The 26150-nt window shown below is 65.9% G+C and carries 26 protein-coding genes and 2 pseudogenes; 11 read left to right on the top strand and 17 right to left on the bottom strand.

What is annotated here, in order from left to right:
- From KXR53_RS34145 to KXR53_RS34130, 4 genes are all read right to left on the bottom strand, one after another.
- Positions 1 to 431: SDR family NAD(P)-dependent oxidoreductase (locus KXR53_RS34145; protein ID WP_437380086.1), on the bottom strand; the 431-nt coding region annotated here is incomplete at its 3' end.
- Between the two features lie 126 nt (positions 432 to 557).
- Entirely contained in the window at positions 558 to 926 is a 369-nt protein-coding gene (locus KXR53_RS34140; protein WP_437380085.1) for a nuclear transport factor 2 family protein, read from the bottom strand.
- A 43-nt stretch (positions 927 to 969) separates the two neighbouring features.
- Entirely contained in the window at positions 970 to 2676 is a 1707-nt protein-coding gene (locus tag KXR53_RS34135; RefSeq protein WP_437380084.1) for a PQQ-dependent dehydrogenase, methanol/ethanol family, read from the bottom strand.
- A 52-nt stretch (positions 2677 to 2728) separates the two neighbouring features.
- The gene (locus tag KXR53_RS34130; protein WP_437380083.1) at positions 2729 to 3250 is read right to left on the bottom strand and encodes an MSMEG_3727 family PQQ-associated protein; all 522 of its coding nucleotides are present in this window, start codon (positions 3248 to 3250) and stop codon (positions 2729 to 2731) included.
- Between the two features lie 693 nt (positions 3251 to 3943).
- On the opposite strand from KXR53_RS34130, the gene KXR53_RS34125 reads away from it, so the two are divergent.
- On the top strand, positions 3944 to 4090 hold the full coding sequence (locus tag KXR53_RS34125) for a hypothetical protein (protein ID WP_437380082.1): 147 nt from the start codon (positions 3944 to 3946) through the stop codon (positions 4088 to 4090).
- A 379-nt stretch (positions 4091 to 4469) separates the two neighbouring features.
- Here KXR53_RS34125 and KXR53_RS34120 read toward each other — a convergent pair whose 3' ends face one another.
- The 4 genes from KXR53_RS34120 to KXR53_RS34105 form a co-directional block, all read right to left on the bottom strand.
- Positions 4470 to 4913: a response regulator gene (locus KXR53_RS34120; protein ID WP_437380081.1), complete on the bottom strand. Its 444-nt coding sequence runs from the start codon at positions 4911 to 4913 to the stop codon at positions 4470 to 4472.
- Between the two features lie 264 nt (positions 4914 to 5177).
- Positions 5178 to 5777, bottom strand: a complete 600-nt coding sequence (locus tag KXR53_RS34115) for a cation transporter (protein WP_437380080.1) — start codon at positions 5775 to 5777, stop codon at positions 5178 to 5180.
- Positions 5778 to 5789: 12 nt separating this feature from the next.
- A complete protein-coding gene (locus tag KXR53_RS34110) occupies positions 5790 to 6296 on the bottom strand; it encodes a Chromate resistance protein ChrB (protein ID WP_437380089.1) in 507 nt (168 codons plus the stop codon).
- 742 nt (positions 6297 to 7038) lie between these two features.
- Positions 7039 to 8052, bottom strand: coding sequence for a GDP-L-fucose synthase family protein (locus tag KXR53_RS34105; protein WP_437380079.1), 1014 nt, complete (start codon positions 8050 to 8052; stop codon positions 7039 to 7041).
- Positions 8053 to 8554: 502 nt separating this feature from the next.
- On the opposite strand from KXR53_RS34105, the gene KXR53_RS34100 reads away from it, so the two are divergent.
- The 3 genes from KXR53_RS34100 to KXR53_RS34090 all read left to right on the top strand — a co-directional run bounded on the left by KXR53_RS34100 (position 8555) and on the right by KXR53_RS34090 (position 11660).
- Entirely contained in the window at positions 8555 to 9424 is an 870-nt protein-coding gene (locus KXR53_RS34100; protein WP_437380078.1) for a tetratricopeptide repeat protein, read from the top strand.
- The gene (locus KXR53_RS34095; RefSeq protein WP_437380077.1) at positions 9378 to 10286 is read left to right on the top strand and encodes a class I SAM-dependent methyltransferase; all 909 of its coding nucleotides are present in this window, start codon (positions 9378 to 9380) and stop codon (positions 10284 to 10286) included. The genes KXR53_RS34100 and KXR53_RS34095 overlap by 47 nt, the downstream gene beginning before the upstream one ends.
- A gap of 585 nt (positions 10287 to 10871) precedes the next feature.
- Complete coding sequence (locus KXR53_RS34090; protein WP_437380076.1) at positions 10872 to 11660, top strand: hypothetical protein; 789 nt, start codon at positions 10872 to 10874, stop codon at positions 11658 to 11660.
- Between the two features lie 350 nt (positions 11661 to 12010).
- On the opposite strand, the gene KXR53_RS34085 is transcribed toward KXR53_RS34090, so the two are convergent.
- On the bottom strand, positions 12011 to 12688 hold the full coding sequence (locus tag KXR53_RS34085) for a peroxiredoxin-like family protein (protein ID WP_437380075.1): 678 nt from the start codon (positions 12686 to 12688) through the stop codon (positions 12011 to 12013).
- 177 nt (positions 12689 to 12865) lie between these two features.
- Between KXR53_RS34085 and KXR53_RS34080 the strand changes: the two genes are divergently transcribed.
- Together KXR53_RS34080 and KXR53_RS34075 are read left to right on the top strand one after the other, a co-directional pair.
- Entirely contained in the window at positions 12866 to 13822 is a 957-nt protein-coding gene (locus KXR53_RS34080; RefSeq protein WP_437380074.1) for a LysR family transcriptional regulator, read from the top strand.
- Between the two features lie 64 nt (positions 13823 to 13886).
- Positions 13887 to 15305 carry a mercuric reductase gene (locus KXR53_RS34075; protein WP_437380073.1) on the top strand — a complete coding sequence of 473 codons (1419 nt, stop codon included), beginning with the start codon at positions 13887 to 13889 and terminating at the stop codon, positions 15303 to 15305.
- A 283-nt stretch (positions 15306 to 15588) separates the two neighbouring features.
- On the opposite strand, the gene KXR53_RS34070 is transcribed toward KXR53_RS34075, so the two are convergent.
- Complete coding sequence (locus tag KXR53_RS34070; RefSeq protein WP_437380072.1) at positions 15589 to 15972, bottom strand: VOC family protein; 384 nt, start codon at positions 15970 to 15972, stop codon at positions 15589 to 15591.
- A 24-nt stretch (positions 15973 to 15996) separates the two neighbouring features.
- Positions 15997 to 16791, bottom strand: coding sequence for a sulfurtransferase (locus KXR53_RS34065; RefSeq protein WP_437380071.1), 795 nt, complete (start codon positions 16789 to 16791; stop codon positions 15997 to 15999).
- A 206-nt stretch (positions 16792 to 16997) separates the two neighbouring features.
- Between KXR53_RS34065 and KXR53_RS34060 the strand changes: the two genes are divergently transcribed.
- Together KXR53_RS34060 and KXR53_RS34055 are read left to right on the top strand one after the other, a co-directional pair.
- Positions 16998 to 17354, top strand: a complete 357-nt coding sequence (locus KXR53_RS34060; protein ID WP_437359294.1) for a PadR family transcriptional regulator — start codon at positions 16998 to 17000, stop codon at positions 17352 to 17354.
- Complete coding sequence (locus KXR53_RS34055; protein ID WP_437380070.1) at positions 17344 to 17517, top strand: chromate transporter; 174 nt, start codon at positions 17344 to 17346, stop codon at positions 17515 to 17517. Before KXR53_RS34060 ends, KXR53_RS34055 begins: the two co-directional genes overlap by 11 nt.
- Positions 17518 to 17750: 233 nt before the next feature.
- Here KXR53_RS34055 and KXR53_RS34050 read toward each other — a convergent pair whose 3' ends face one another.
- Both KXR53_RS34050 and KXR53_RS34045 read right to left on the bottom strand, forming a co-directional pair.
- Positions 17751 to 17978 (bottom strand): hypothetical protein, encoded by a 228-nt coding sequence (locus KXR53_RS34050; protein ID WP_437380069.1) that lies wholly within the window; start codon positions 17976 to 17978, stop codon positions 17751 to 17753.
- Between the two features lie 989 nt (positions 17979 to 18967).
- Positions 18968 to 20503, bottom strand: a complete 1536-nt coding sequence (locus tag KXR53_RS34045; protein ID WP_437380068.1) for an FAD-dependent monooxygenase — start codon at positions 20501 to 20503, stop codon at positions 18968 to 18970.
- A 107-nt stretch (positions 20504 to 20610) separates the two neighbouring features.
- On the opposite strand from KXR53_RS34045, the gene KXR53_RS34040 reads away from it, so the two are divergent.
- Positions 20611 to 21237, top strand: coding sequence for a TetR/AcrR family transcriptional regulator (locus KXR53_RS34040; protein WP_437380067.1), 627 nt, complete (start codon positions 20611 to 20613; stop codon positions 21235 to 21237).
- Between the two features lie 430 nt (positions 21238 to 21667).
- Here the strand turns inward: KXR53_RS34040 and KXR53_RS34035 are convergent, their stop codons facing one another.
- From KXR53_RS34035 to KXR53_RS34025, 3 genes and pseudogenes are all read right to left on the bottom strand, one after another.
- On the bottom strand, positions 21668 to 23095 hold the full coding sequence (locus KXR53_RS34035; RefSeq protein ID WP_437380066.1) for a calcium-binding protein: 1428 nt from the start codon (positions 23093 to 23095) through the stop codon (positions 21668 to 21670).
- Positions 23096 to 23132: 37 nt separating this feature from the next.
- Positions 23133 to 24158 (bottom strand): calcium-binding protein, encoded by a 1026-nt coding sequence (locus KXR53_RS34030; protein WP_437380088.1) that lies wholly within the window; start codon positions 24156 to 24158, stop codon positions 23133 to 23135.
- A pseudogene (locus KXR53_RS34025) lies at positions 24138 to 24479 on the bottom strand (calcium-binding protein); the annotation flags it as partial. The gene KXR53_RS34030 and the pseudogene KXR53_RS34025, both read right to left, overlap by 21 nt.
- 390 nt (positions 24480 to 24869) lie before the next feature.
- Between KXR53_RS34025 and KXR53_RS34020 the strand changes: the two are divergent.
- Positions 24870 to 25739: a LysR substrate-binding domain-containing protein gene (locus tag KXR53_RS34020; protein ID WP_437380065.1), complete on the top strand. Its 870-nt coding sequence runs from the start codon at positions 24870 to 24872 to the stop codon at positions 25737 to 25739.
- A 110-nt stretch (positions 25740 to 25849) separates the two neighbouring features.
- Here the strand turns inward: KXR53_RS34020 and KXR53_RS34015 are convergent.
- A pseudogene (locus KXR53_RS34015) lies at positions 25850 to 25942 on the bottom strand (hypothetical protein); the annotation flags it as partial.
- Between the two features lie 77 nt (positions 25943 to 26019).
- On the opposite strand from KXR53_RS34015, the gene KXR53_RS34010 reads away from it, so the two are divergent.
- A partial coding sequence (locus tag KXR53_RS34010) for an SDR family NAD(P)-dependent oxidoreductase (protein WP_437380087.1) occupies positions 26020 to 26150 on the top strand: 131 nt, incomplete at its 3' end.

Below are 26150 nucleotides of genomic sequence, written 5' to 3'. Positions count from 1 at the left end.
ATCGACGCGTTGTTGATGAGGACGCCGTGGCCCTGTTCGCGGAAATGGGGCAGCGCTGCACGAGCGCCATGGATATACCCGAACAGATTCGTCTCGATCACGCGCCGATAGGCGTCCATCGGCGCCTCCTCGAAACGCGCGAAGAGCGTGACGGCGGCGTTGTTCACCCACACGTCGATCCGCCCGAAATTCTCGATGGCCGCACGGGCGAGGGCCTGCACGGCCTGCGGATCCGTCACGTCGGTCGGCACCGCGATCGCCCACGCGCCGAAATTGCGGCTTTCCTGGGCCGCCTCCTCCAATGCCTGTTCCCGCCGCGCCGCCAGGACCAGGGCGGCGCCGCGCCTGGCGAAGGCGTGCGCAGCGGCGCGGCCGATGCCGCTCGAGGCTCCGGTGATGACGACGACCGCGTCCCGTAGTTTCCGCGCCATGGACCACCCCGCACGTCATGCTTCCGGCGCTCGTGCCACCGGAGGGTTGTTGCAATGAGGTCAATCGAACCGTCGTGATCGAGGTTCCGCCTCGGCCGATGCAAGGAGTGTCCGCCGGCGGCGGTCTCACATCGGCATTGTCTCCTCGATCATGTAGTGGATCGTCTGGAGCACGATCTTGCCGTCCTGGATAACAAACGAGTCAGCGCCATCTTCGACGCTCTTGCCGGGGACGCGGGCGCGCCACTCCAAAAATGCGTAAGGACCGTCGATGAGCTTGGTGGGGAATTCGAATTCGGCATCGCCAATGGCTTCGCGAAGCTTCCTCTGCAGCCGTCGGACGGCATCGTGCCCACGAAACGCGCCGCGGCTGGTCAGCACGACCACATCGGGGGCGTAGTTGCGCTCGATATCGCGCTCGACTTCGTGACGCTGGCGAAGGGCGAGGTGATCATCCAGGACGTCGACCGGCGACCGGCGATTCAGATCGGCCATTCGTCCCTCCACGCACTTGGTCGGACCGCCTCAGTTCCCACTCTCACGGCAGGGTGAAGACGAACAGGGCGTTGCCGCGCGGCGCGCCGTAGAGCTCCGGGGCGAAGCCCTCCACCCAGCCACCCCAGCCGGAGGGCACGGCGACGTATTGTTTTCCGGCGACACTGTAGGTGACGGGACTTCCATGGATGCCGCTGCCGGTCTGGAATTCCCAGAGTGGCCTGCCGTTCCGTGCGTCGAGCGCCATGAACTCGCCTGTTGCTTTGCCGACGAAGACGAGGCCGCCGGCGGTGGTGAGCAGCGAGGAGACGACCGGGTGCTCCGTCCGCCAGGCCCAGGCTTCCCGCCCAGTCAGCGGGTCGAAGGCTTTGACGAAGCCTTCCCGCCGCGAGCGGCTCGGCTTGGCCCCGCCACCCCAGTACGGCAGGCTCTCCCGGAACTCGGCTTCCTGGGCTTGGAACATGGCGCACATCTCGATGACAGGTGCGTAGAGGAGTCCCGTTTTCTGGCTGTACGAGGCGTGATTCCACTCCTTCCCGCCGGCCGGGCCGGGGCAGATCTCGGTGCCCGCCGCCGTGGGGACGCGCCGGACCGTCACCGCCCCGGTCTGCGGGGGGATCTCGCCCCAGGTCGTCCGGACGAAGGGCGTTGCATGGACCAGACGGCCGTTCGTGCGGTCGAGGACGAACAGGTAGCCGTTCTTGTCGAAATGGGCGAGCAGCCTGCGTCCATTACGCTCGAACAGAATGTTCTCGCTGACGCCGTCGTAATCCCAGACGTCATGCGGCGTCATCTGGTAGTGCCAGCGGATGGCGCCCGTCTCGGGGTCCAAGGCGAGGATGGTGTCGGTGTAGAGATTGGCCCCCGCCCGGCCGCTGCCTTCGAACACCGGCCCCGGGTTGCCGGTCGACCAATAGACGAGGTCGAGCTCCGGATCATAGCTGCCGGTGATCCAGGCGGGGCCGCCGCCGCGCTGCCAGGAGTCCCCCTCCCAGGTCTCCGCTCCCGGCTCCCCAGGCTTCGGGACCGTATAGCGTCGCCATGCCGGCCGGCCGGTTTCCAGATCAAAGGCGTCGATATGGCCGCGCACCCCGTACTCGCCCCCCGAACTGCCGACCAGCACCTTGTCCTTGACCACAAGCGGCGCGACCGTGGCGCTCTCGCCGGCGCGAGGGTCGGCGAACATCCGTTCCCAGACCGGGCTGCCGGTGACGGCGTCAAGCGCGACGAGACGGCCGGTAGGCGTGACGAAGAAGACCTTGCCGGCGGCGACGGCGACACCGCGATTGACGTTCCCGCAACACAGCGGGACGTCGATCGGGATGGCGTGATGGTAGTGCCAGAGCATGGCACCGGTGGCGGCGTCGAGCGCCCAGACATGGGCATCGGGTCCGGTCAGGAACATGACGCCGTCGACCACGATCGGCGTGGCCTCGAAGGCGAAATTGGCCGGGCCGGCGATCAGCCCGATGGGGGTGTACTGGAACGCCCAGGCTGCCTTTAACGAAGCGACGTTCCCCGTATTGATCCGGTCAAGTGCGCTGTAGCGCTGGCCGTCATAGGCCCCGTAGTAGGTGAGCCAGTTCTGCGGCTCCGAGCGGGCACGGACCAGACGCGCGCCGGTGATTTCGACCACCGGCGGTGCTGTCCCCCTCAGGCGCGCATTGTCAGCCTGCAAGGGTCGGCTTTCCTGAGTGACCGGCAGCGGCGGCCGGTCCGCCGAGCACCCAAGCGACGCCAGAGGCAGCATCACTGTGACCCAGAGCAACCGGAAGACTCTTCCCTGTCGCATCACCGCCTCCTCAGCGAGAGCTGGGAGGTTGCGGCTGCGGGGGCCGGTCGAGGCGCGCTTCGGGCGGTGTTTCGCCACGCACGATGATGAAGCCGAGCATGCCGCGGCCGACGTGATTGCCGACTGGGCAGCCGAACCAGTAGAACCCGGGCTGATCCAGTCGGATGCGCGCCCGGCCGCCTTGCTGTGCCGGAAGCTCAAGCACCTGCCGGCCGCCGTTGCTCGGCAGGATGGCCGCATGGGTGGTGTAATCGTGATTGGAGAAGCGCAGCTCCAGCGGGCCACCGTGCGGCATCACGATCACGGCCGGGCGCCAGAGCATGTGGTGTGGCGGCACCTCGACATCGACCCGCATCACGCCGTCGGATCCCGGTTCCGCATGGGCAAGCCCGCCGAGCGCGTAGAGCTCGGCGACGGTGGCCTCGTTCGATGTGTCGAGTTCGGGCAGCTCGTTGATGAGGCGGGCGACCGGCGGATCCAACTGCGACAGCACGCTCGGCCGCGCCAGCCCGGCGTATTCGCAGCTCGCCACCGCGACTCCGATCAGGGGCAGCGACCATCGGAGGGCGCAGAGTGGCATGGCACACCTGTCGCGGATCCCGCCGTCGTATGATCAACAGGATCAGTCCTTCAAAGTTCCTCACCCGGCGCTGTTAGGCGCCATGTAGCCCTTTGAAGCTGTGCACCTACCCGAAAGCCGACCCTGGGTCCCGGCACAGCGTCAACGCAAATTATGGTTCGGTTATCGCTCGTTGGAACGCTTCTGCGCCGATGGGGTAGACTCGCAGCCATTCACCGCTGGCTGGTCATGCACCTGACCGCCCTCGCAGAAGGCCGCTCCCTGACGACGATCTCGCTGCGCTGGGCCACTCTCGTGGCGGTCCGCAAGCGGTTGAAGCGGCAGCTCGCACTCGACGAAGCCGAGTTCGAGGCCTTTTTCCGCAGCATGCGCCGGACCAAGGACGCCTGGCCGCCGCGCATATCGACATTGCTCGAGCTGAACCAGCGAGCCGCTTCCTTGGTGCTGACCCTGGTACTGACCCCCCAGCACACAACCGAACCTGGTCGGCGTAGAACTGGCCGGCGGGAGAGGGCAGGGGCACCGGGCCCTACGGGACATGTCGCTGCTGCTGATCGGGTTCGCCGGCGCCTTCCGCCGCTCAGAGCGCGCCGCCTTCGATCGTTGCGACCTGTCGATCTCGGCCGAGGGCCTGGCGCTGTTGTGATGACCGCGGCCGACCGCAAGGGCATCTCGCTCGAGGACGCCATGCGCCACGGCCGCTGGAAGAGCGTCAGCTCGGCCCGGATCTACCGCCGCCACTCCTCGCTGTGGCAGGGGAATTTCACGGACAAGCTGCTGCGGGACGAGTAGTGCGGCTGCTCGGGCAACCGGATCCGGGACCGGCTCTCAGTCGAGGTGTACGCGACCCATACGGAACTCGCGGCCGGCTCTCTCGCACCAGATCCGGGCCTGCGACGGCGGCAAAGCCTCAATGGTCCCGGTGGCGCTCCGGTCGCGACCGTTCCAAGCCGCCCTGGCCGCGGCACGACGCAAACTCTTGCACCGAGCATGGCTCTTGTAGCGCCGCGGCGGCAATTTTGCTTCGCAGGCGCGGCTTAAATCGCTCGAGCCGCAGCATCAACACGTCAGCCGGATCGTAATTATCGTTTGCGTGGCGGATAACCGTCATCATTGCTTTTCGAAATGGCAAGTCGAATGCGCCAATCATGGCGGTGTCGCCGTCGCATTGCTATCGGAATGCTGTATCAGTGGCGCCCTGCTGCTGACCGCGCCGGTGCAGCGCACGACAAATCCGGTCGAGGACGTCGGCTGGCTGATATGGTTTGGGAAGAAGCGGGCCATGCTCGCAGAACTCCCCCGCGACCTCGCCTGAGATCATTGCGCCCGAGGTGAGCACGACCTGGATCTCGGGCCGATGGCCGCGAATCCATCGCCCCAGGTCGACGCCATTGATCGCCCCCGGCATCTCGATATCGCTGAACACGACATCGAACGGGATGTTGCCCGAGGCCAGGACCTCGATGGCATCCTCGCCCGTCGAGGCCTCGACCATACGATGGCCGCAGCCGCGCAGGAAGTCGGACACCCACAGGCGGATCCAGAACTCGTCCTCGACCACCAGGATCGTCAGCGCCACACCGTCCGGCGCGGTCGGAATGCCGTCCGTCATCATCACCCTCTCGCGGCAGACGATGGGAGACCCCGGCGAACCTAACCCGCAGCGTTAGCCGGGGTTCCGTCCCGGGAGCAGCGCGGGCGACAGTCACCGGCGACGAGGCGTCGGGTGTCGGCGCGCCTCGCCGCCGGCCCCGATCCCGTGCCGGGATCGGGTCCGCTGCTGGGGGCAGCGGCATGGACAAGAGTGCCCGACCGGCCGACGCGCGTCAGGTTGGCCGTTCGGCTGGGCGGTAAGCGGACTCTGCAGGTTTGGCGCTCTCTAGCCAGCAGCCCCGCGCTGCTCTTCGCGAGCAGCCTCCCAGACCTCGCGGGCGGCATCAGCATTCATCGCGGCGATGGCAAGGCCAACGATCAGGTCCGGCCAAGCGGACGCCCAGCGATAGGCCGTCACCAGACCGGCGCCGATGATGGCCATATTGGCCAGGACATCGTTGCGCGCCGAGAGGAAGGCGGCGCGAGTCAGGCTGCCGCCGTGGGCGCGGTAGCGTGCCAGCATCAGGGCGCAGGCGAAGTTGACCAGCATGGCGCCCGCCCCGGCGAGGGTCATGGCGACGGGCTCGGGCGGCACCGGCGCCATGAACTTCTCCCAGGCGGTCCAGAGGGTGGCGAGCCCGGGGACGAGCAGGATCCCGGCGAGCGCCATGCCCAGTCGAGCCCGCTGTCGCAGGCCCCAGCCCAGCCCGAGCATGATGAGCAGGTTGACCGAGGCGTCCTCGAGGAAGTCGATGCTGTCGGCGAAGAGCGAGACGGAGCCGATCGCCAGAGCCACGGCGAACTCGATGCCGAAGTAGCCGAGGTTGAGCGCCGCGACCCGGCGCACGACCCGCCGGAGGCCGAGGTTGGTTGCCACATCGTCCATCGTATCGGGTTCCTATCGGTTCTCGTCGTGCGCCTCGAAGACCTGCCGGGCGTAGGCATCGAGCAGGGTCTCGCAGGCGCGCAGGCGCTCCGCCGCCTCTGCCGCGAGGCTGCCGCCGTAAAAGTCGATCTTGCTGATCTTCCCGAGCCAGCCCTGGAGCTTTTTGAGGTCGACGTCGTTCTCTTCGAGCTCGGCGTAAGTGAAGTGGTTGGCGGCCCTCTCCTTGGCGATCTCGGCCTCGAAGTCGCCGCACTTGTCGAGGAACTCGCGGTACGCCTCGTCCCGGTCAGCACGGAAGCGGGCGACCACCTTCTCCTCCTGCGCCCGGTCCAGCCCGACCGTCTCCAGGATCACCGCCTCGCCGCCCGCCGTTGCGACATCGTTCTCCAGGATCTTCAGGCGCCGCGCGTGTTCCTCGGACTTGGGCAGCAGGCAGACGCCGCTTTGCAGGTAGACGGCGCCCATCCCCTTGAGCTTCCGCCAAACCGCAATGCGCGGCGGGGCAGGCTCGGCGGGCATCTTATAGGTGAACAGCAGCCAATCAATCGATACCATTCTTTCCGTTTAAATGATACCACCGTATGAAATCAAGGGATCGGGGGTTCGACAGGTGCAGCGGCATCGACGGCCCAACGGGCTCACCGCTCGAAGAGCTGTGCGCGCCCTCGCGCCAAACCTGTTCGGTCCCGGCCGCGTTTGGCTGCTCCGTCGTTGGTCCTGGGCCCAAGCATCCTCCAAATGGGGGATCGTCCGCCTCCCGCCACGCGATAAATCGCTTGTGACCAAGAACCGAGTTGTCGGGGGCGGCGGGGCAGCTTCGCTTGGATGGGGGATGGACATGACAATGGTCAACTCTCCGACGGGCCCAACTCCGGATTGGGCGTGTCGATTTCTGGCCCGGCTGGATCGGGAGCTCGACGACTGGGAGGCGGATTGCTTTCGTCGAGGATGCAGCTTCCTCGCTCGTGGGATGGCCCGGGGAGCCGCTTCCAATTGGAATGCCATGCAGCTGCCCCCCAGCCGCAGGAACGAAGTGAGCGGCGGGCCCTTTTTGGCCCAACCCATGACGAGGTCGGAAGAGGACCGACTTCGCGGACTGCTCATCGCGATCATCCGTGGCCATCGCACGGCTTTGCCCGAGGGCGGATAGCGCTCCTGTTCGCCAGATGCCGCGCCCGATTCCGGATGACGCAGGGCTCTGTTCGTCGGGACAGGACTCCCTTGGCTTCCGGCTGCAACCGCTGAATTCGGGGAGGGGTCGCTAACCGACCCCGGTCACCATCGGCCGGACCTGGAATGCGCCAAGGTGTGCTGCGCTCGCCCCCTCGGCCGCGAGCCAGTGCTGGTACGTCGTCCGGATGCCCTCGGACAGGCCGATCCTGGGGAACCAGCCGAGGGACGCCATCTTGCTCACGTCGAGGAGCTTCCGTGGCGTGCCGTCCGGCCGGCTGGTGTCGAAGCTGAAGCCGCCCGCGTAACCGACGATCTCGGCAACCAGCGCGGCCAGATCGGCGATTGGGATGTCGGTGCCAGTGCCGATGTTGATCGGGGTCGGCTGATCGTAGCGCTGCATGACCGCAACGCAGGCGTCGGCGAGATCATCGACGTGGAGGAATTCGCGGCGCGGCCGGCCCGAGCCCCACAGGGTGACGACGGGCTGGTCTTGGACCTTCGCCTCATGAATCCGGCGGATCAGCGCCGGCAGCACATGCGAGGTCTCCAGATCGAAATTGTCGTTCGGGCCGTAGAGGTTGGTCGGCATCACCGAGACGAAGCGGCAGCCGTATTGCCGCGCATAGGTCTCGACCAGCTTCACGCCGGCGATCTTCGCGATGGCATAGCCCTCGTTGGTCTTCTCGAGCGGGCCGGTGAGCAGATCATCCTCGCGGATCGGCTGGGCGGCGTCGCGGGGATAGATGCAGCTCGAGCCGAGATAGAGCAGCTTCCCGACCCCGGTGCGGTACGCGGCATGGATCACATTCGCCGTGATCATCAGGTTCTCATAGAGGAAGTCCGCGGGACAGCTCATGTTCGCGACGATCCCGCCGACCCGCGCCGCCGCGGCGAACACGATCTCCGGCCGCTCCCGCTCCATCCAGGCCTCCGTGGCGGCCTGGCAGGTCAGGTCCACCGCCGACCGATCCGCCAGCAGGAGCTCGCAACCCTCGCGCTTCAGCCGTCGCACCAAGGCCGAGCCCACCATACCGTTGTGCCCGGTGACCCAGACGCGTTTGCCGCGCAGCTCCAAGGGTTGGCCCGCTGCCCCACTCGCCATTCGATCCCTCTCCCTGCCACAAGGGTTCGAGAATGAGAATCACAATATTTGCCATACATTTTACATTGGGTTTAATTATAGACCAATTAGTTGGTGGCGACACCATATGCAAACGAGAGTGCGGTACCTCCTTGCGACACGGCGCGCCTGCAGCATTCGATTAAATCGACCCGGCGATGACATCAGACGATGACGGTGGGCCAACTGCGCGGAATGCCTTGACCGCGCAGACAGGCCGAACACAAGACTGTATCCGACCAACACGCCGCACCCCACAAGCCCCCTTGCAACGCGGGAGCCTTCCACACAGGACAGACCGCCTGTGCCGACGGCAAAGCCGATGCCGGTGCCGGAAGGGCAGGCCCTATATTCCGGCTTGCGCCGCCGGACTGTAATGGATGCCGGGATTTCTAGCCTGTGCCGGGTCATACGCCAGAAAGCGTATATTCGAGTTCGCACAAATGGAGTAACTGAGGCGGAGAATCTGTCTTGATATTGCCGCATGTCGTATGGTTATTTATCTATTCCAATTGACCATACGTGGATCATCGCTCGCAGTGTGGCCTCCGGCCGGAACTTCGCGGTGCTTCTCATCCTTGCGGGCATTGGCTGGTTCGCCGCGGAAGGGCTGGGCGCGAGGCAAGGCGAGGCGGCGCCCCTGTTAGTGACCGAGGAAGCCCAGTTGGAGGGTGGCATCATTGTCGCTCCGACCGACAATCCGACGACTCAGGTGCCGATGCCGGACAGCGCCTCCGCCGGGTCGCAGGCCATAGGGCGCGATGCGATCGCCGCCCAGGCCGACGCCGAGCATGATCTCGGCCCCATTTGGGCGCTGGGCAGGGAGGTGCCACAGAACTTCGAGAGTGCCGCCTACTGGTATCGCCGCGCACCCGACCAAGGTGGGATCAACGCCAACTACGATCTCGGTGTGCTGCTGGAGCTAGGGCTCGGTGTGCCGCGCGACCGGGCAGCCGCGGTAGCGCGCTTCCGCAAGGCGGCAGATGCCGGCCAGGCGGACGCGCAGAATGTGTTCGGGCTCGCATACCTCAGAGGCTCCGGCGTAGAACGCGATCCGGAAGAGGCGTTGAACTGGTTCCGCAGGGCGAGCGTCGGCGGCAATTCGAGCAATGCCTACAATGCTGGCGGGCTCAATGAGGACCGCGAACTCGGCGCGTCTGATTGGCGCGCCGCCACCGACTGGTACCGGATCGCGGCCGATGCCGGTGACGGGGCGGCCGTCGGCGGCGCTGCTGGAGGCGCTGCGCGCAGCCGCTCGGTCGGTTGTCTGGAATTGAAAGCGTTAATCAGCATAGCCAGGAGGGGCGATGGCAACCGACCTCGTTTGCGGACAGCCGCAAGGCCGCGAGCGTAACAAACCCTCGCATAAGATGCGGCCGGAGAGTGGTTCAATGGAATCCGTTGCTGAGAAGGATCACTGGATTTTGCGAAGGTTGTTGATCTCCTTTTGGAGACACGGCCCCCTTGGCACCGTCAAGCGCGTCAACACAGCTATGGATAGGTATTTTCGTAATGTGCCTGGCAGCCAGCGCCTGTTCCTGTCAATCGATACGCGACTTCATGATATTCAGACCTATCTCGACAGTTCAATCGACAGAAAATTTGGCACCGACACCTCAGGCTACATTCCCCTCGAGCGTTTGACGATTGAAAGCAGAAACGCCCAAGAGGGGATTTGGTACGAGCCGATGTCGGCAAAGATATTTGCGCAGATCATGAATGGTCTAGGCATTAATTGGGAGGAGTTCGACTTTATAGATTTTGGCTCTGGGAAGGGAAGGGTGCTCTTACTGGCGTCGAATTATGGATTTAGGAATGTCGTTGGTGTGGAATTCTCCAAAGAACTTCACCAAATCGCCACGACAAATGTTGCGCTCTGGAATCAGCGCACCCGAAAACGACATAACATCATGACTGTCCATATGGATGCAACGGAATACAGTATACCAAATGTGCCGCTGGTCGTCTTCCTTTACAGTCCGTTTCGGGGCGAGACAATGGCGCGAGTTCTCAACAATATTGCAATATCATTCCACACAAATCCCAGGCAAATCGTGATCGTATTTTACGGTGCAAACGCCGAGACAATAGAGATATTAAAAAAAATGAACTTTCATTGGAGAGAGCTTAGACTTCACGCCGATTGGTCGCAATTCAACAAATATCGAGCTTTCATATTCACTGCTCTGCCGCACAGCGGACTGGATATACGATGAGTCCTGATGCGAGGTCTCACGGTCCCCGCTGGATGGTACACGATGGGCGTCAAACGGGTCACTGTCCGGTGCTCTAACACCGCAGCAATGTGCAACTGATGTCGCCGAGAGTGTAGATCGGCATCGGATCTCGACGCGCCGGTCGGCGCGCCAAGCGTCTGATACCAGCGAGTCTATGCAGCGAGCTTTGTGATCGAAGGGAAGGCGCAGAGGGAGCGGATGCGATCCGGTTCGGCGAGGAGAGCGCACCAGGCTTGGCAGCAGGGCGGGTCAGGAACAGCTCCATGGTGCTGGCGTTGACGGCGGGCAGAACCAGGGTGAAGTCCTCGCCGGTGGCCGGGCGGATGACCGAGTAGATGTAGGCCCATTGATAGCCACACTGGCACAGGCCGGGCGCGCTGTTCCTTGAGCCACCAGCGATCCCGGATCGCCAAATTGCGGCCTCGGCTAAGTGTGCGGATTGACTCGGCGCCCACTTTCCACAGGTATTCTTAGGATTGGCAAGTGTTCCGCCTTCTAGACATGCCGGGCCAGCTCAGTGCACTCTATGCATACGACGCAACTGTATTCCTGGATTGAATATCGATGCAAAAGATAACGTCGAAGAGAATGGGCGAGTTTATCGCTGCTCTGCAGAATTCTGGAGGAAGTGCCGGAAATGGAAATCTACGGAAGACGTTGGATTGGGAAGAAGAATTTTACTGGAAGGTCCAGGGGAAGCTAATCGAATTAGGCAAGATAGTCGCAGGTCGCGGCAAAGGCGGTTCGGTCCGCTTCACGGAGGCGCAAGCTACCGAGTCGGGAATGGAAGTTTCCGAACCTGCATCTGCGGCACCTCTACCTCTCGTTCGTGAACGAGGTCTATATCCAGCGATTAAGGCCTCGATCGAGAGTAAGTGGATCAAAAGATTCGCGCTGGATGATGTTCTCGTGGATGAAACTCACTCTCGCGGATCGAAGGACACTGGCGGAACCTTCACCAGGCCTGACATTACTGCAGCTGGCATTAGGCGATATGTGTATCTCCCTAAGCGGCTGGAGATAGTGACAGTTGAAATAAAGCCCTCTGACGCTCTGAGTATTATTGGCATTCTGGAGGCGATCGCGCACCGCGAAGCAGCTCACAGGGCTTATGTTTTCTATGCCACTTCGAGAGCGCTATTTGACAGTGCTCCAGAGAGCGAACGCATCATGGAGCTTGCGCAGAAGTATGGAATTGGAGTTGTTCTCGTTGAGCAACCGGGCGACGTAGAGAGTTGGGAAATATTGCTTGATGCACTACGGCATGAGCCCGATCCGGCGCGTCTCGATCGCTTCCTGAACGATCTGCCTAGCGAGGACATGAAAAGACAACTTTCAAAGTGGAAGGAATAGGACAAATATTCGGACTCTATCTCCTCCGCCACTCACCTTAATGGAGTGCTCGCTACACGAGCCGCCGCCCCCGAGGCAGACCTAAGACCCTGGCCTGCGGGCCGAGGCTGAGATCAGCCATTGAGGTCGCTCGGCCGACGGTTGGTCGAGCGAAGCCAAGCTGAGGCATGTCCGGTTCGGAGACGCCTCCCCAGCGGCTGCTATCGGCGCACCCCGGCCAGTCTTTGGCGACGAGATTAGTACAACGCCGCGCTTGACGGTCTCGCGTTCTTGAGCCCCGCAAACCACCCGGGCCGAGATGACCGGGCGGTTGAGGCCGCCTTAGCGAGGTTTCGTCCCCTCAAAGCAGATCAGGCGGCGCGGCTCGCGGCGGCCTGGCGCAGGGCCGGCAGCATGTCCTCCGGTTCCGGCCGGCGCGTGTAGTCCGGATTGATCTCAGCGTAGAGGATCGTCCCGTCCTGGGCGATGACGTAGCGGGCCGGCATCGGCATGGTCCAGCTCGGATCGTCGTTGAACGCCGGCAGGTCGTTCTTCAGGCCCTTGTAGAGCTCGACGAGATCATCCGGCAGCCGGAAGCGCAGGCCGAAGGCGGCGGCGACCGCACCCTTGGCGTCCGACAGGATCGGAAAGGTGAGGTTGTTCTGACGCACCGATTTCCGACTGTTCGGCGCGGTCTGGGGCGAGATCGCGACCAGGGTGGCGCCGAGCCTCTCGAATTCCGGCTTGGCCGCTTCCAGCGCCTGCAGCTCCATGTTGCAGTACGGGCACCAGACGCCGCGGTAGAAGCTGACGACCAGCGGGCCGTTGCGCAGCAGCTCGGCCGAGCTGACGAGCCGGCCTTCGGGGTCGTTCAGGGTGAAGGCGGGGGCCCTGTCGCCCGCCTTCAAGGCCTTGTCGGCGGCGCCGGAGGCGATGAGCTCCGCGGTGGCGCGGTGCATGGTCTCGACGACGGGGCGGGGCACGTTGTAGGGCTGCTTCCCGGCCTCGAAATCGGCCTTGAAGGCGTCGAGCCTGGCTTGCAGCGACATGATCGGTCTCCTGGATGTCCGGGCCGCGACGCCCGCGGCCGGTTCGCGCTCCCAAGGTGACTGTGGCCGGATCGCCGAGCTAGCCGGCCCGCTCGAATATGATTCATTCCGGCGAAGAATGATCTCGACTAGCATTCAGCGAGGTGAGGCATCGCTCTATTCCGCAGGAGCATGGGCATGGACAGGCTGGCGGCGATGGAGGCCTTCGTCCGGGTGATGGAGACGGGCTCCTTCTCGGAGGCGGCGCGTCAGCTCCATATCGGCCAGCCCGCCGTGTCCAAGACCATCGCCCAGCTCGAGGACCGGCTCGGCGTCAAGCTGCTGCTGCGCTCCACGCGCGGCCTCACCCCGACCGAGGCCGGGGAGACCTTCTACCATCGGGCCAAGCGCTCGATCGAGGAAGCGGACGAGGCCGATCTCGCCGCCCGCGGGGCCGGCGCCAGCCTGTCCGGCCGGCTGCGGGTCAGCGCGGCCCCGACATTCGCCGCCCTGCACGTCATTCCGCATCTGCCGAAATTCCTGGCGGCTCATCCGCAGCTCGACCTCGAGGTCGTGCTCGACGACCGCCAGATCGACCTGATCGAGGAGGGGATCGACATCAGCCTGCGCATGGGCGAGTTGACGGATTCGAGCCTGACGGCGCGCCGGATCGCCCGGGCTCCGAGGCTGGTCGTCGGCACACCGGCCTATTTCCAGCAGGCCGGCGAGCCGCGCACCCCGGGGGAACTGATCGCGCATGACTGCGTCGTCCACGCCAGGGGCCCGGGGCGCGACGCCTGGATGTTCCGGAAGGAGTCCTCGGAGATCTCCGTGACCGTGCGGGGCCGCCTGCGCGTGTCGGCGGCGGAAGGCGTCCGGTCGGCCGTGCTCGCCGGAATGGGGCTCGCCGTGGCGTCGCAGTGGATGTTCTCGCGGGAGCTAGCGTCGGGCCGGGTCAGGGCCGTGCTGACGGACTGGATCATCGCGCCGATCGACCTCTGGGCCGTCTTCCCCGCCGGCCGCATCGCCAGCGCCAAGGCGCGGGCCTTCGCCGCCTTCGTCGAGGAGCAGCTGGCCTCGTCGGAAACCTCATTCCCGGTGGGAATAGATCCTAGTCCCGGACCCTTCCTACCCGCCACAACCGGCCATCCGTAGCTTCTGCCGCGTCATCCCGAAACGACGGTCCCGCCGCGGGACCTGAAGGAACCGGAGAACGCAGATGTCCGAGCCGGAGCATTTCGACACCCTGATCCTCGGCAGCGGCCAGGGCGGCAAGCTGCTCGCCTGGACCCTGGCCCGAGCGGGCCGGAAGGTCGCCGTGGTGGAGCGGCAATGGGTCGGCGGCTCCTGCCCGGCCGTGGCCTGCCTGCCCAGCAAGAACGAGATCTGGAGCGCGCGGGTCGCCCATCTGGCGCGGCACGCGGCGCAGTTCGGCACCATCACCGGCCCCGTCCGCACCGACATGGCGGCGGTCCGCGGCCGCAAGCAGGGCATGGTCGATCGCGAGATCGCCTTCCATCTGAACGCCTATAAGGAGAGCGGCGCCGAGCTGATCATGGGCACCGGGCGCTTCGTGGCGCCGAAGACCATCGAGGTCGCCTTGAACGACGGTGGCATGCGCTTGGTGTCCGGCGACCAGGTCGTCATCAATGTCGGTACGCATGCCGCCATCCCGGACATCCCCGGCCTCGAGGCCGCCCGCCCGCTGACCCATATCGGTGCCCTGGAGCTGGACACTCTGCCGGCGCATCTGATCGTGCTCGGCGGCGGTTATGTCGGCATCGAGATGGCCCAGGCCTATCGCCGCTTCGGCAGCCGGGTGACGATCGTCGAGCCGGGAGCCCAGCTGATGGGCCGGGAGGACCCCGATGTGGCCGAGGAAATCCGGCGCATCCTGGAGGGCGAAGGCATCCAGATCCTGCTGGGCGCCCAGCCGGTCGACGTGCAGGGCCCTTCCGGCGACCATGTCACCGTCACGCTCCGCACGGCGTCGGGTGAGCGGGCCGTCGAGGGCAGCGACCTTCTAGTCGCGGTCGGCCGGGTCCCGAACACCGCCGGGATCGGGCTCGACGAGGCCGGAATCGAGCTGGACGCCCGCGGCTTCATCCGCGTGAACGACCGGCTGGAGACGAGCGCTCCCGGCGTCTGGGCGATCGGCGAAGCCGCCGGCAGCCCGCAATTCACCCATGTCTCGGTCGACGACCACAGGATCGTCCGCGACAACATGGCCGGCGGCAACCGCAGCACGCGCGACCGGCTGGTGCCCTATGTCATGTTCACCGACCCGCAGCTCGCCCGCGTCGGGCTCGGCGAGGGCGAGGCGCAGCGCCAGGGCATCCCCGTCCGCGTCGCCAAGCTGCCGATGGCCCATGTGCTCCGCACCGAGGCGACGGACGAGACGCAGGGCTTCATGAAGGTGGTCGTCGGCCGGGACGACCGCATCCTCGGCTTCACCATGATCGGTTCCGAGGCCGGCGAGGTCCTGGCCGCCATCCAGACCGCGATGCTGGCCGGGCTGCCCTATCAGACGCTCCGCGATGCCGTGATCGCGCATCTGACGGTCGCGGAGGGACTCGGGCCCCTGCTGTCGAAGGTGCCCGGCGCAGTGAAAGACGCCTCGTCGGCGAGAGAGCCATGACAATCACGCCGGCTAGCTGTGAGCTCTGATCAGGTTGTTCCGGCGAGGACCTGCCGTCTCGTTCGCCTCAGCGAACCGGCTGCGATGATCGGTTTCGGGCAGGCGCGAAGATCTAGGCTTGCCGGAGAGATGGCTGAATCCCGCAGGTTCGGGCAATGTCCGGTGTCGAGGCGCTAGGGCAATGACCGGTTATGGCGCCCTTCAGTCGAGTTTGCTGGGCAGCGCTCCGACTTGATCGGCGGTACGCGCCGGGGCGCCCCGGCCTGCTTCCTGTGGAACTCGACTACTGTCTTGGCGGCTCGAAAAGCTCGATCGGATTGCCGGCGGGGTCGTCGAGCAGAATCTGCTTGCCGCCCATCCCGGTCACAATGTCGTTGCGGAAGCGGGCGCCCGCTCGGAGCAGGGTCTCCACCGTGCGCTGCAGGTCCTCGACTTCGATCTGAATCCGGTTCCAGCCGCCAGGCTCCGGCTTGCGGCCGTCCGGCATCGGCTGCGATGCGCCGCCCCGACCGCTGGTGCCGTTCATCAGGAGGCGCAGCGCACCTCTTTCCAGAATGGCAAAGCTGGGCGCGGGATGCAGGGACACGGTGAAGCCGAGATGCGTCGTGTAGAATCCGATGGCCGCATCCACGTCGTCGACGATATAGCGCACGCTGACAGATGCCATGGTGTCCTCCCAGAATGTGAGTTCTCAATCCCGAACGATCGGGCAACTCTCGTCCTTCGCCCAGTCCGCGAAGCTCAGGTAGTAGGCTCGGACGTCGTCGTAGCCGACCCGGACCGCGGCGGCGGCGGCAAGGGCGGCGCGGCCGCCGCCGCCGCAATGGGTGACGATGTGATCACCCGGCTGGAACCCGGCGGCGGCCAGGAGGTCGTGCAGCTCCGAGGCTGGTCTTAGGCCACCGGCCGCGAGCAAGTCCGAATGCGGTAGCAGGCGGGCGCCCGGAAGATGTCCGCCGCGCGCGTTACGGCGCAGGTCCTTGCCGGTGAATTCGCCGGTCGTGCGGGCGTCGAAGATCCGGACGTCGCCGCCGAGTGCGGCCTTGACGGCTTGCCGATCGACGAGGCCGACCGGTCCGGCTCCGGGGCGGGCCTTGAACGCGGCGGCTGACCCGGTGTCGGCCGCGGTTGCGAGGAGATCCCCGCGACCCTGGATCGCAGGCCAGCCGCCATTCAGGATGAATGCCCCCGCCCCGAAATACTGGAGGATGAACCAGACCCGGGCCGCCTCGGTCATCCGCCCGTCATCGTAGACGACGGCGGGAAGCGAGCCGTCGATCCCGAGATCGGCGATCGCACGTTCCCAATAGGCGACGTTTTCGAAGGAGGTCCCGCCCGCCTTCGCCGCCGCCTCCCACGTCTCGATGGGCACGCGGATGGCCCTGGCCGGGTGACCGGCGCCGAAGGAGGCCGGGTCGCGACCATCGAGGAGACGAAAGGCGCCGAGCGACGGCAGCGCGGCCGGTTCAATGACAGGATCGGACAAGTGAGGATCCTTTCTGGTCTGATGGGTGCGCGTCGGTCTCATCGTCGCACCTTCTGATGGGACTCAGTCGATGGTTCCGATCAGCCTCCCCGGTACCGTCATCAGCTGTGTCCTGCGACTGCAGACCGATGTTGACGCGGCCGCATGCAGAGTTGACATCGATTTTCGATATCGATAATCGATTTAAAGGATCCTCGTCTAGATCCATGGAGCACCAAACCCTGCTGTCCGGTCTCATCCGGCTCCATATCCTGCACCACGCCGCCGAAGGAGAGCTCTACGGTCAGTGGATGATCGAGGAGCTGGGTCGGCATGGCTACAGGCTCAGCCCCGGGACGCTGTATCCGATGCTCCATGCCCTTGAGCACAAGGGCTACCTCGTCTCGCGCGAGGAAAGGAGCGGGCGTTCGGCCCGCAGGCTCTATCGGGCGACCCCGTTCGGATGCGAGGCGCTGCAGCTGGCGCGGGACAAGGTCAGGGAGCTGTTTGGTGAGCTGGTCGAGGGCCGCGGAACGATCGATCGTGGTCAAAGGCGCAAAATCGGGAGCGATCATGACGTCTGACAGCGCCGTCGCTGCAAAGGTGGGCAAGCAGGGCTCCGTCGCCGAGGTCCTCGGGGCCTTTCTCAAACTTGGCCTGACCTCCTTCGGCGGTCCGATCGCCCATCTCGGTTATTTCCGGGACGAGCTTGTCGTCCGCCGACGGTGGATCGACGAGGCCGGTTAAGCGTGCTCACCCGAGATTAGACCGGATCCGGCCTGACGACCTCAAAGGTCATATCCGCTGTGGGGAGCCGATTTCGATGACCGGTTTTGGGCGTTTCCGGGGGGCGAGGCCGGCAAAGAGGGGTCTTCCCCAGCCAGCCTGGCCCACGTCCGGTCTAGAGGAGCCACGGCAATGACCGCAAATGGCGCTCGGCTGCCCCGTCCGGTATTCGAAGGTGACTGGATGCTGCGGGCTCAGCTCTGAACCCGATTTGCGAGTAACTCTTCGCACATATCCGCGATGCCCTCCTGATCCTTCGCAGCGGCATCCATACCGCCCGCCTCACGCAAGAGCTTCGCGAACTCCCGATGTATCCGAGGGGCGTCCTCGCCATGGCGACCGACCGTATCCATGGCGATCGACCAGCTATCGCGCGTGAATTTCGCCAGGTCGATCGGGCGAACGTTTGGCTTTTCGGTCATTGAGTATCTCAGGCGACGGTCAGCATGGTGAAACATACCATGAACCGGCTGCGAGATGATCATAGCCGGTTGGCGATGTCCGGTTCGGAGAGCTCGCCGGAACGTCCGCTTATGGCGCGGGCCGGCCGGCTGAGAGACCGTGCTACCGGTGAGCTACACCGATGCAGGCATCGACCGATTTAAGCGCCGTGAGGGTTGTCGATAATGGGAAAGCTCAATGCGCAATATTCGTAGTGCCCTACCGGCCGACCTTGGCGAGAATGGCGTCGCTCTCACTTGCGTATCCGTTGAGGCAGTCGCCACAAGCGGTATCGGGGAAGCACGGTAGCGGCCGCTCGGCAGCCAACCCCATTGCGGGCTTACGCGGAACGCTTTAATTTGATGGTGCGCGTGCAGGCATCCCGCCTTAATCACGGCGCACTCTTCATGAAATCAAAACCTGGCTTCGATGCGCTCATGCATCAGGTCTGTGTCGGATGGGGCCACTGCGGGAGCGTGCAGGCAGGCAAATATGTGCATGTGACCGATTTCATCCCCGACTCGGGCACAGTTACCGCAACCGAGTTCGCTGAATGGATCCTCTTGGCTGAGGGCGAGGCCGACGCTCCGCCACTATACAGAGAAAGATGGCTGCAACGCTTGAGGGATTCCTTTATCGAGCACATGGGAGCGGATTGCGTGGACGCACGGCGACTGCGGTGGGAATCGGAGTAAACAAGGACTCGAGCGGCGTGACGGCAGTCTCGCCATCACACAAGGCGGCCTTCACCGGGTGATTATCCATGACCGCTTCGGAGAGCGGGTTCTGAGCGTAGTCTGGGACCTGGATTGATAAAAATGGGGCCGGATTCGGCGTGCTTGATTGATGTCCGGAATTGGAGGGCCGACGCGATGACCGCAATTGGCGCCCTTCGGCCAGGCCCGGTTGGCCAGGAGGGGCGGGGAGCTGACCGCATCAGACCTGAATCGTCAGCGTGGCGTTGCCCGGCTCAGGCAGACTCACGCACCTCTTCGGGTTCGCCGAACCATCGCGACGCGGCCTGAGCCGTTTCCTCAGGGTCAGGAGCGGCCTCAACGGCCCAGGCAACGACGCCATCGACACGTATGAGCATAGCGGTCAAGCCCAGCCGATCCTTGGCTTCGCTTGCGACGTACACGATCCGCCCACCCCAGCGAGCCGCAAGCGCCTGAAGCGGCGCATGAGCGGAAAAGTCCAGAAACAGGCCTCTACCCGTTCTGAGGAGATCGCCGAGTTTCGTCCCGTCGGCCAACTCGAAGTCGGGAGCGCTGCGGCCCACCAGCGGATGGCCGCCGCCGAGATCATAGCGGAGAGAAACACCCCACACGCGCTCGGCGAAGTATGTCGCGCCGTCGCGCGTGTCGATGAGATCACGGATGATGGCTTCGAGCGCGCGCGAACTCCGGGTCGGCCGCATGAGCGCGACCTGGGCGCGCGACCAGTCAAGAACCTGCGCTCCCACCGGATGCCGTTCACTCCAATAGCTGTCGAGCAGACCGATCGGCGCGTCGCCACGGATCGTGGAAGCCAGCTTCCAACCAAGGTTCATCGCGTCGCCAAGCCCGAGGTTGAGCCCCTGGCCGCCCAAGGGGGAATGGATGTGCGCGGCGTCGCCTGCGAGCAGCACCCGCCCCTTCCGGTAGGCGGTCGCCTGATAGGCGCGATCCGTCCAGGTTGTGGCAAGCTGGAGGGCCGTCAAGGTGACCTCGGCCCCGGAGATGCGGCGCAACACCGCCTGCACATGGTCAAGCGTGATCGGCTGGGTTCGGTGGAGAGCGCCCCCATCGAACTCGACCATCGCGATCGTTCCGGGACGTGAGTAAGTGTACATGCCCGTCGCCGTGTAGTGGCGGCCCGGTCGGAGCTGATCCGGATCGGCCATCTCGACTTCAACGGAATAGCCGGTGAACTCGGGATCGGTGCCGACGAACTCAAAGCCGACAGCCTTGCGAACCGTGCTGCGGCCACCATCACAACCGACAAGCCAGCGTCCGCGGAAAGTCTCACCACCAGCGCGAACGGTCACGCCGTCGTCCGACTGATTCAGGTGTTCGACGCCGAGGCCGCGCCTGATCTCGACCCCCATGGTGCTGGCGCGAGCGGCCAAGACGGATTCGAGGGACTCCATATCGACCGCCATGCTGACCCCGGCCGGACTTGGCAGGCAATACCGCCACTTCGAGGTGTCGATGTTATCCTCGTAGAATTGGATGCCGGCGAAATGGCCACCCGGACGGCGTGGCTGTTGCGTCCAATGCGCGGAAGCCGAAGTGCTGCTGCCGCTCGCCCTTTGCGCCGCCGCAATGTCGTCCAGCAATCCGCGGCGGTGGAACGCTTCGATTGTGGGCGCTGAAAGGCCCCGCATCCCGAACGGAAGGCGCTTCAAGGGCGAGCGCGGATCTTCGGCTTGCTCCAACACCAGCACCGAGAGGTCTGCGAGGCGCAGCTCGCTGGCGAGGAACAGGCCGACAGGGCCGGCTCCGGCAATCACGACATCATAGATCACGGCAGATTCCTCAAGCGCGCGCCTCGCCCGCGAGGGCGCTGATCATCTCAGCCTTGACGGCACAATTCTTACACTCAGTATAAGTTTTGTATGATATACACCTCGATATGTCAAACCCACCCGGACTCCGAGACCGCAAGAAGGAAGAGACGCGTCAGGCGATCTCCAACGTCGCAACACGCCTGTTCGTCGAGCAGGGCTTCGACAAGGTTTCCGTCGCCGATGTCGCGCGCGAAGCGGGCGTCGCCAGAAAGACGGTGTTCAACTACTTCCCCCGAAAGGAGGACCTGGTCTTCGATCGCGAGGAGGAAGTGCGGGTCTTGGTGCGTGAGGCGCTCGCTGGTCGAGGTAGGCAGTCGCCGGTCCAGGCGTTCCAGACGTCGATGCGCACGCTGGTCGAGACACAACACCCTCTGTTCAGGATCACGGAGCGGCCCGTCCAGTTCTGGCGCACCGTCGCAGAGAGCCCAGCGCTCACGGCGCGCGCGAGAGAGCTTCAGGTGACGCTCGCCGATGATCTTGCAGGAATGTTAGCCGACGCGGTGGGGCGCCCAGACGCGGATCCTGACGCGCGTCTCGCAGCGGCCATGCTGATGGCCACGCTGGTGGTTGCTTACGGCGAGGCGCTTCGCGTCTTTCGCGAGAACCGAAAGCCCGGAGCAGCTTTGGTGAGCGTGATGGAACGTGGCTTCGCCGGCGTCGACGCCGCACTTGTCGGGACGCCTTACGTCTGACTTCGAAGATTCCTTGGCGGAGCGGCGCGGCGGACGTTGGCCGACGAGCAGTTCGAAAGCGAACCTTCGCAAAGGGTCGCGTGCGGCCAATGTCCGCTGTCGGGAGTCCACTCCGATGGCCGGTTTGGATGCGTCCTCGTCGGGCCGGGCCAACCGAGAAGGGCCGGATCCGGCCGATTCGGTTGGCGTCTGGTATTTGGCCGCTGGCGAGATGACCGCAAATGGCGCTCCAGTGCCGGCCACACGGCCACGCCAAGTCGGCGTGGGTATGGCCGGCCGGGAGATCCGCTGCGCTGGGCGGCTAGGCCGCAGGTGCCATCTCGAACGCGGCGTCCCGCCGCACGGCTTCGGCGGTGGCGGCGCTGGTCTGCGCCGAAGCGACGGGTCCGGCGGCGGGCCAGGCCAGGAAGGCCAGCCCCGCCGCCGGGGACTACAGCACGAAGTCTGTGGCGGTGAAGGCGATGGCGCCGGCGCAGCGGATGTGGAAGTCCGACGCGCCGTCCCCGTTCACGTCGCCGGCGACGACGGTGCCATCGGCGAACTGCTGGTAGCGGAGCTGCCCGACCGCGCCGGAATAGGTTCCCGTGCCGATGAAGCTGAATCCCTGGTTGCCGGCCTGTGTGGTGTCGGCGTCGATCACCGACAGGTCGATCCGGTCGCCCTGGGTCCGGCTGAAGTCGGCGATCCGGTCGGCCGTCTCGCCGACCCCCGAATGGGTGACGGCATGGAACGTGAAGCGATCGGCGCCGCCGCCCCCGGTCAGTTGGTCCTTGCCGGCCCAGCCGTTCAGCACATTGGCCAGGCCATCGCCGGTCAGGCTGTCGGCGCCGGCCGAGCCGTGCAGGTTCTCGATCCCGATCAGGAGGTCGCCCTGGGCATGACCGCCGGAGACCTGCACCGCGGGCAGGCTGATCACCACGCCGATGCCGGACTCAGTATAGGTCACGGTGTCGATGCCGGCGCCGCCGTCCAGCCGGTCGCCGCCGGCGCCGCCACGCAGCGTGTCATTGCCAGCTCCGCCGGCCAGGCCGTTCGCTCCTCCGGTGCCGGCAATGGTGTCGCCGAAGGCACTGCCGCCCACATCCTCGATCGAGACGAAGCTGTCGCCGCCGGCGTCGCCGTCGGTCGCGAGTCCGGTCGCCAAGTCCACGGTGACCGCGGCGCCCGAGGCCGCGTAATCGGCCCGGTCGATGCCGTCGCCGCCGTCCAGCCGGTCGCCGCCGCCGCGTCCGGTCAGGACATCGTTCCCGAGCGAGCCGTTCAGTGCGTTACTGCCCGCGTCGCCGCGCAGCGCGTCGTCATAGGCGCTGCCGGTGATGCCCTCGATCTCGAACAGCCAGTCACCCTCGGCGGCCCCGCCGAGGCCACGCCCGGTCGCAAGGTCGACAGTGACCCCGGCGAAGGATCCGAAATACAGGGCGATGTCCGCGCCGAATCCGCCATAGAGATAGTCGGCGTCCTCGTCGCCGCTGAGCCGATCGTTGCCCGCCTGGCCGATCAGGCGGTCGATCCCGTCGCCGCCCTCGATTTGGTCGTCCTGGGCGCCGTCATAGGCGTAGTCGTCCCCCGCGCCGCCGTAGACAGTATCGTCACCGTCCCCGCCGTACAGGGTGTCGAAGCCCAGGCCGCCATAGGCCCAGTCGTCGCCGTCGCCGGTAGAGACCTCGTCGTCGCCATTGCCGGCGAGGACCTGATCGTCGCCGTCGCCCGACATGACGAGGTCGTCGCCGTTCCAGGCCCTGATGAAGTCGTCGCCATCGGTCGCGGTCTCGATGACGTTATAGCCGGGCGGGATCACGGTGACGATGTCCGCGGTGATGATCGCGTCCGGAAGCACGGTGCCCTGCACGTCTGCCATGATGATCTCCTGATGTGGGGTTGGATGCCGGCTGTCGTCACAGGACGAAGTCGGCGCTGGCGAAGGCGATGGTGCCGGCGCAGCGGATATGGAAGTCGGACGTGCCGTCGCCGTTCACGTCGCCGGCGACGACGGTGGTGGTGCCATCGCCGAACTGCTGGTAGCGGAGCTGCCCGGCCGCGCCGGAATAGGTTCCCGTGCCGATGAAGCTGAAGCCCTGGTTGCCAGCCTGTGTGGTATCGGCGTCGATTACCGACAGATCGATCCGGTCGCCCTGGGCATGGCTGAAGTCGGCGACCCGGTCGGCCGCGTCGCCGACCGCGGAATGGGTGACGGCATGGAAGGTGAACCGGTCGGCGCCGCCGCCCCCCGTCAGTTGGTCCTTGCCGGCCCAGCCGTTCAGCACATTGGCCAGGCCGTCGCCGGTCAGGCTGTCGGCGCCGGCCGAGCCGTGCAGGTTCTCGATCCCGATCAGGACGTCGCCCTGGGCGTTGCCGCCGGACACCTGCACCGCCGGAAGGCTGATCACCACGCCGATGCCGGACTCGGTATAGGTCACGGTGTCGATGCCGGCGCCGCCGTCCAGCCGGTCGCCGCCGGCGCCGCCGCGCAGCGTGTCGTCGCCGCCCGCGCCGGCCAGCGTGTTGGCCCCCGCGGTGCCGGTAAGCGAATCGCCGAAGCCGCTGCCGGACAGGTTCTCGATCGAGCCGAAGCCGTCGCCCTCGGCGTCGCCGCCGATCGCGAGGTCGAGCCCCAGATCGATGGTGACGCCGGCGCCGGAGGCCGTATAGTCGGCCCGGTCGACGCCGGCGCCGCCCTCCAGCCGATCGTCCCCGCCGCGCCCGGCGAGTATGTCGTCGCCGGCGAGCCCCCACAGCACATTGGCGTCGGCAGTGCCGGTGATCGTGTCCCCGCCCTGGCTGCCCTCGACATTCTCGACCAGCGCGATGCCGTCGCCCTGGGCGTTGCCGCCGGAGGCGATCCCGGTCACCAGGTTGACGGTGACGCCGACGGTTCCCTCCGAATAGTCGATCGTGTCGACCCCATCGCCGCCGTAGAGGATGTCGGCGCCGACGCCACCTTGCAGTACGTCGTCGCCGAGGCTGCCGCTCAGCCGGTTGGCGCCGTTGTCGCCGATCAGCACGTCGCTGAAGATCGATCCGAGGAGGTTCTCGATCGAGAAGAAGTAGTCGCCCGCGGCATCGCCGCCGGACGCGGCGCCGGTGCCGAGATTGATGCTGACGGGCTGGGGGCTGTGGTCGTAGGACGCGGTGTCGATGCCGTTGTAGCCGAGCAGCAGGTCGGCGTCGCGCCCGCCGTTGAGCACGTCGTTCCCGGCGCCGCCATCCAGCTCGTCGCCGCCGTCGCCGCCGAGGAGCGTGTCGTCGCCGGCGCCCCTTCGAGGTCGTCGTCGCCGTCATCGCCCCACAGCACGTCGCTGCCCCCCCCCCCCGGAGAGGTCGTCGTCGCCGCCACGGCCCCAATAGTGGTCGTAGTCGGGGGTCCCCTCCATCAGGTCGTAGTCTTCCGTGCCGAATATGGTCGCCATGGTCGCATGCCTCTGCGTGGTCGGGATCGACCCGGCCGCGCCGGGCGCGGACGGGCCTTCGCCGCCGTCGTGCGAGCGGCGGAGTCGGGTCGAAGCCGAGGGTGGGTGCCGACGCGGGCCCTTGTGCCGGGCCTCCGGGCGTCTCGTGGCAGCGCGGAGTGTCTACGGCTTGCCTCTGCGGAACAAACGGGAAAAACTCACGCGACTCGCGAGAAAAACTTGCCGATGCGCCGACCGCTGCCGCTCAACGCCATCCGCGCTTTCGAAGCCGCCACCCGGTGCCGCAGCTTCGCCGCCGCGGCGTCGGAGCTGGGGGTCAGCCCGGCCGCGGTCAGCCACCACATCCGCACGCTCGAGGCTCGGCTCGGCGTCGCGCTGTTCCGGCGGAGCGGCCGCGGCATCGCGCCGACCGAACCCGGCCTGCGCTTCGCACGCATCGTCGGCGACGCCTTCGCGGCGATCGACACCGGGCTTGCGGCGCTGGCCGAGGAGGCGGGCGAGGCGCGGCTGCGGCTCGATGTCGACCCGTCCTTCGTCGCCCGCTGGCTGATGCCGCGGCTCGGCGCCTTCCGTCAGGCGCATCCGGCCATCGTGATCGAGGTCGAAGCCGCCGCCGGCCCGCCCCGCGCCGATGGCGGCTTCGACCTCGCCATCCGCTACGGCGCCCCGTCTTGGCCCGGCTTCGAGGCCGAGCCCCTGGTCCGGCCCAACGCCTTCCCGGTCTGCGCGCCGTCGGTCGCGTTCCACCTGTCCGCTCCCTCCGACCTCGGGACCCAGACCTTGCTGCACGACGACAGCCCGGGCCTATGGGCCGCCTGGCTGGATCTCGCCGGCGTCGGCGCGCTCGATGCAACGGTGCTGCGTTTCAGCGACCTGTCGCACGCCCTCGACGCCGCGGCGATGGGGCTGGGGGTGGCGCTGGGCGACGACGTCACCTGCGCCGCGGAGCTCGCGCAGGGCCGCCTGGTCCGGCCGTTCCCGCAGAGCGTGCCGAGCGACTGGTTCCAGCTCCTGATGCCGGCCGGGCGCCGGCTCTCGACGGCGGCCGGCACCTTCCGGGCCTGGCTTCTGGCCGAAATGCCGGAGCCGCCGTAGCGGCCCTGGCCTCCCGTTCCGTGGCCGGCAATGGGATGCGGCACGTAGGGCGCCTCCAGGCGCTCGATCTCTTCCGCCGTCAGCTCGAGCGACAGTGCCGCCACGGCATCGTCGAGATGCTCGGCCCGCGAGGCGCCGACGATCGGCGCGCTGATCCCCGGCGTCCGGATCAGCCCGGCGAGCGCGACCTGCGCCCGCGGCACGCCGCGCGAAGCGGCGGCGTCTCGCACCGCCTCGGCCGCCGCCAGGTCGGCCTCCAGGAGATGACTTCAGGCAGCAGATCGAGACGAACCTTTTCGGCACTATCATCGTCACGAAGGCCGCGATCCCGGTGATGCGTGAGCAGCGGAGCGGTCACATCATCCAGTTTTCTTCCGTCGGAGGCCGCATCGGTGCTCCTGGCCGCGCCCC

Source organism: Inquilinus limosus (assembly GCF_051487185.1).
Taxonomy (GTDB): domain Bacteria; phylum Pseudomonadota; class Alphaproteobacteria; order DSM-16000; family Inquilinaceae; genus Inquilinus; species Inquilinus limosus_F.
Note: the sequence above shows the minus strand (reverse complement) of the source record. Positions and strands in the feature narration are given on the sequence as shown.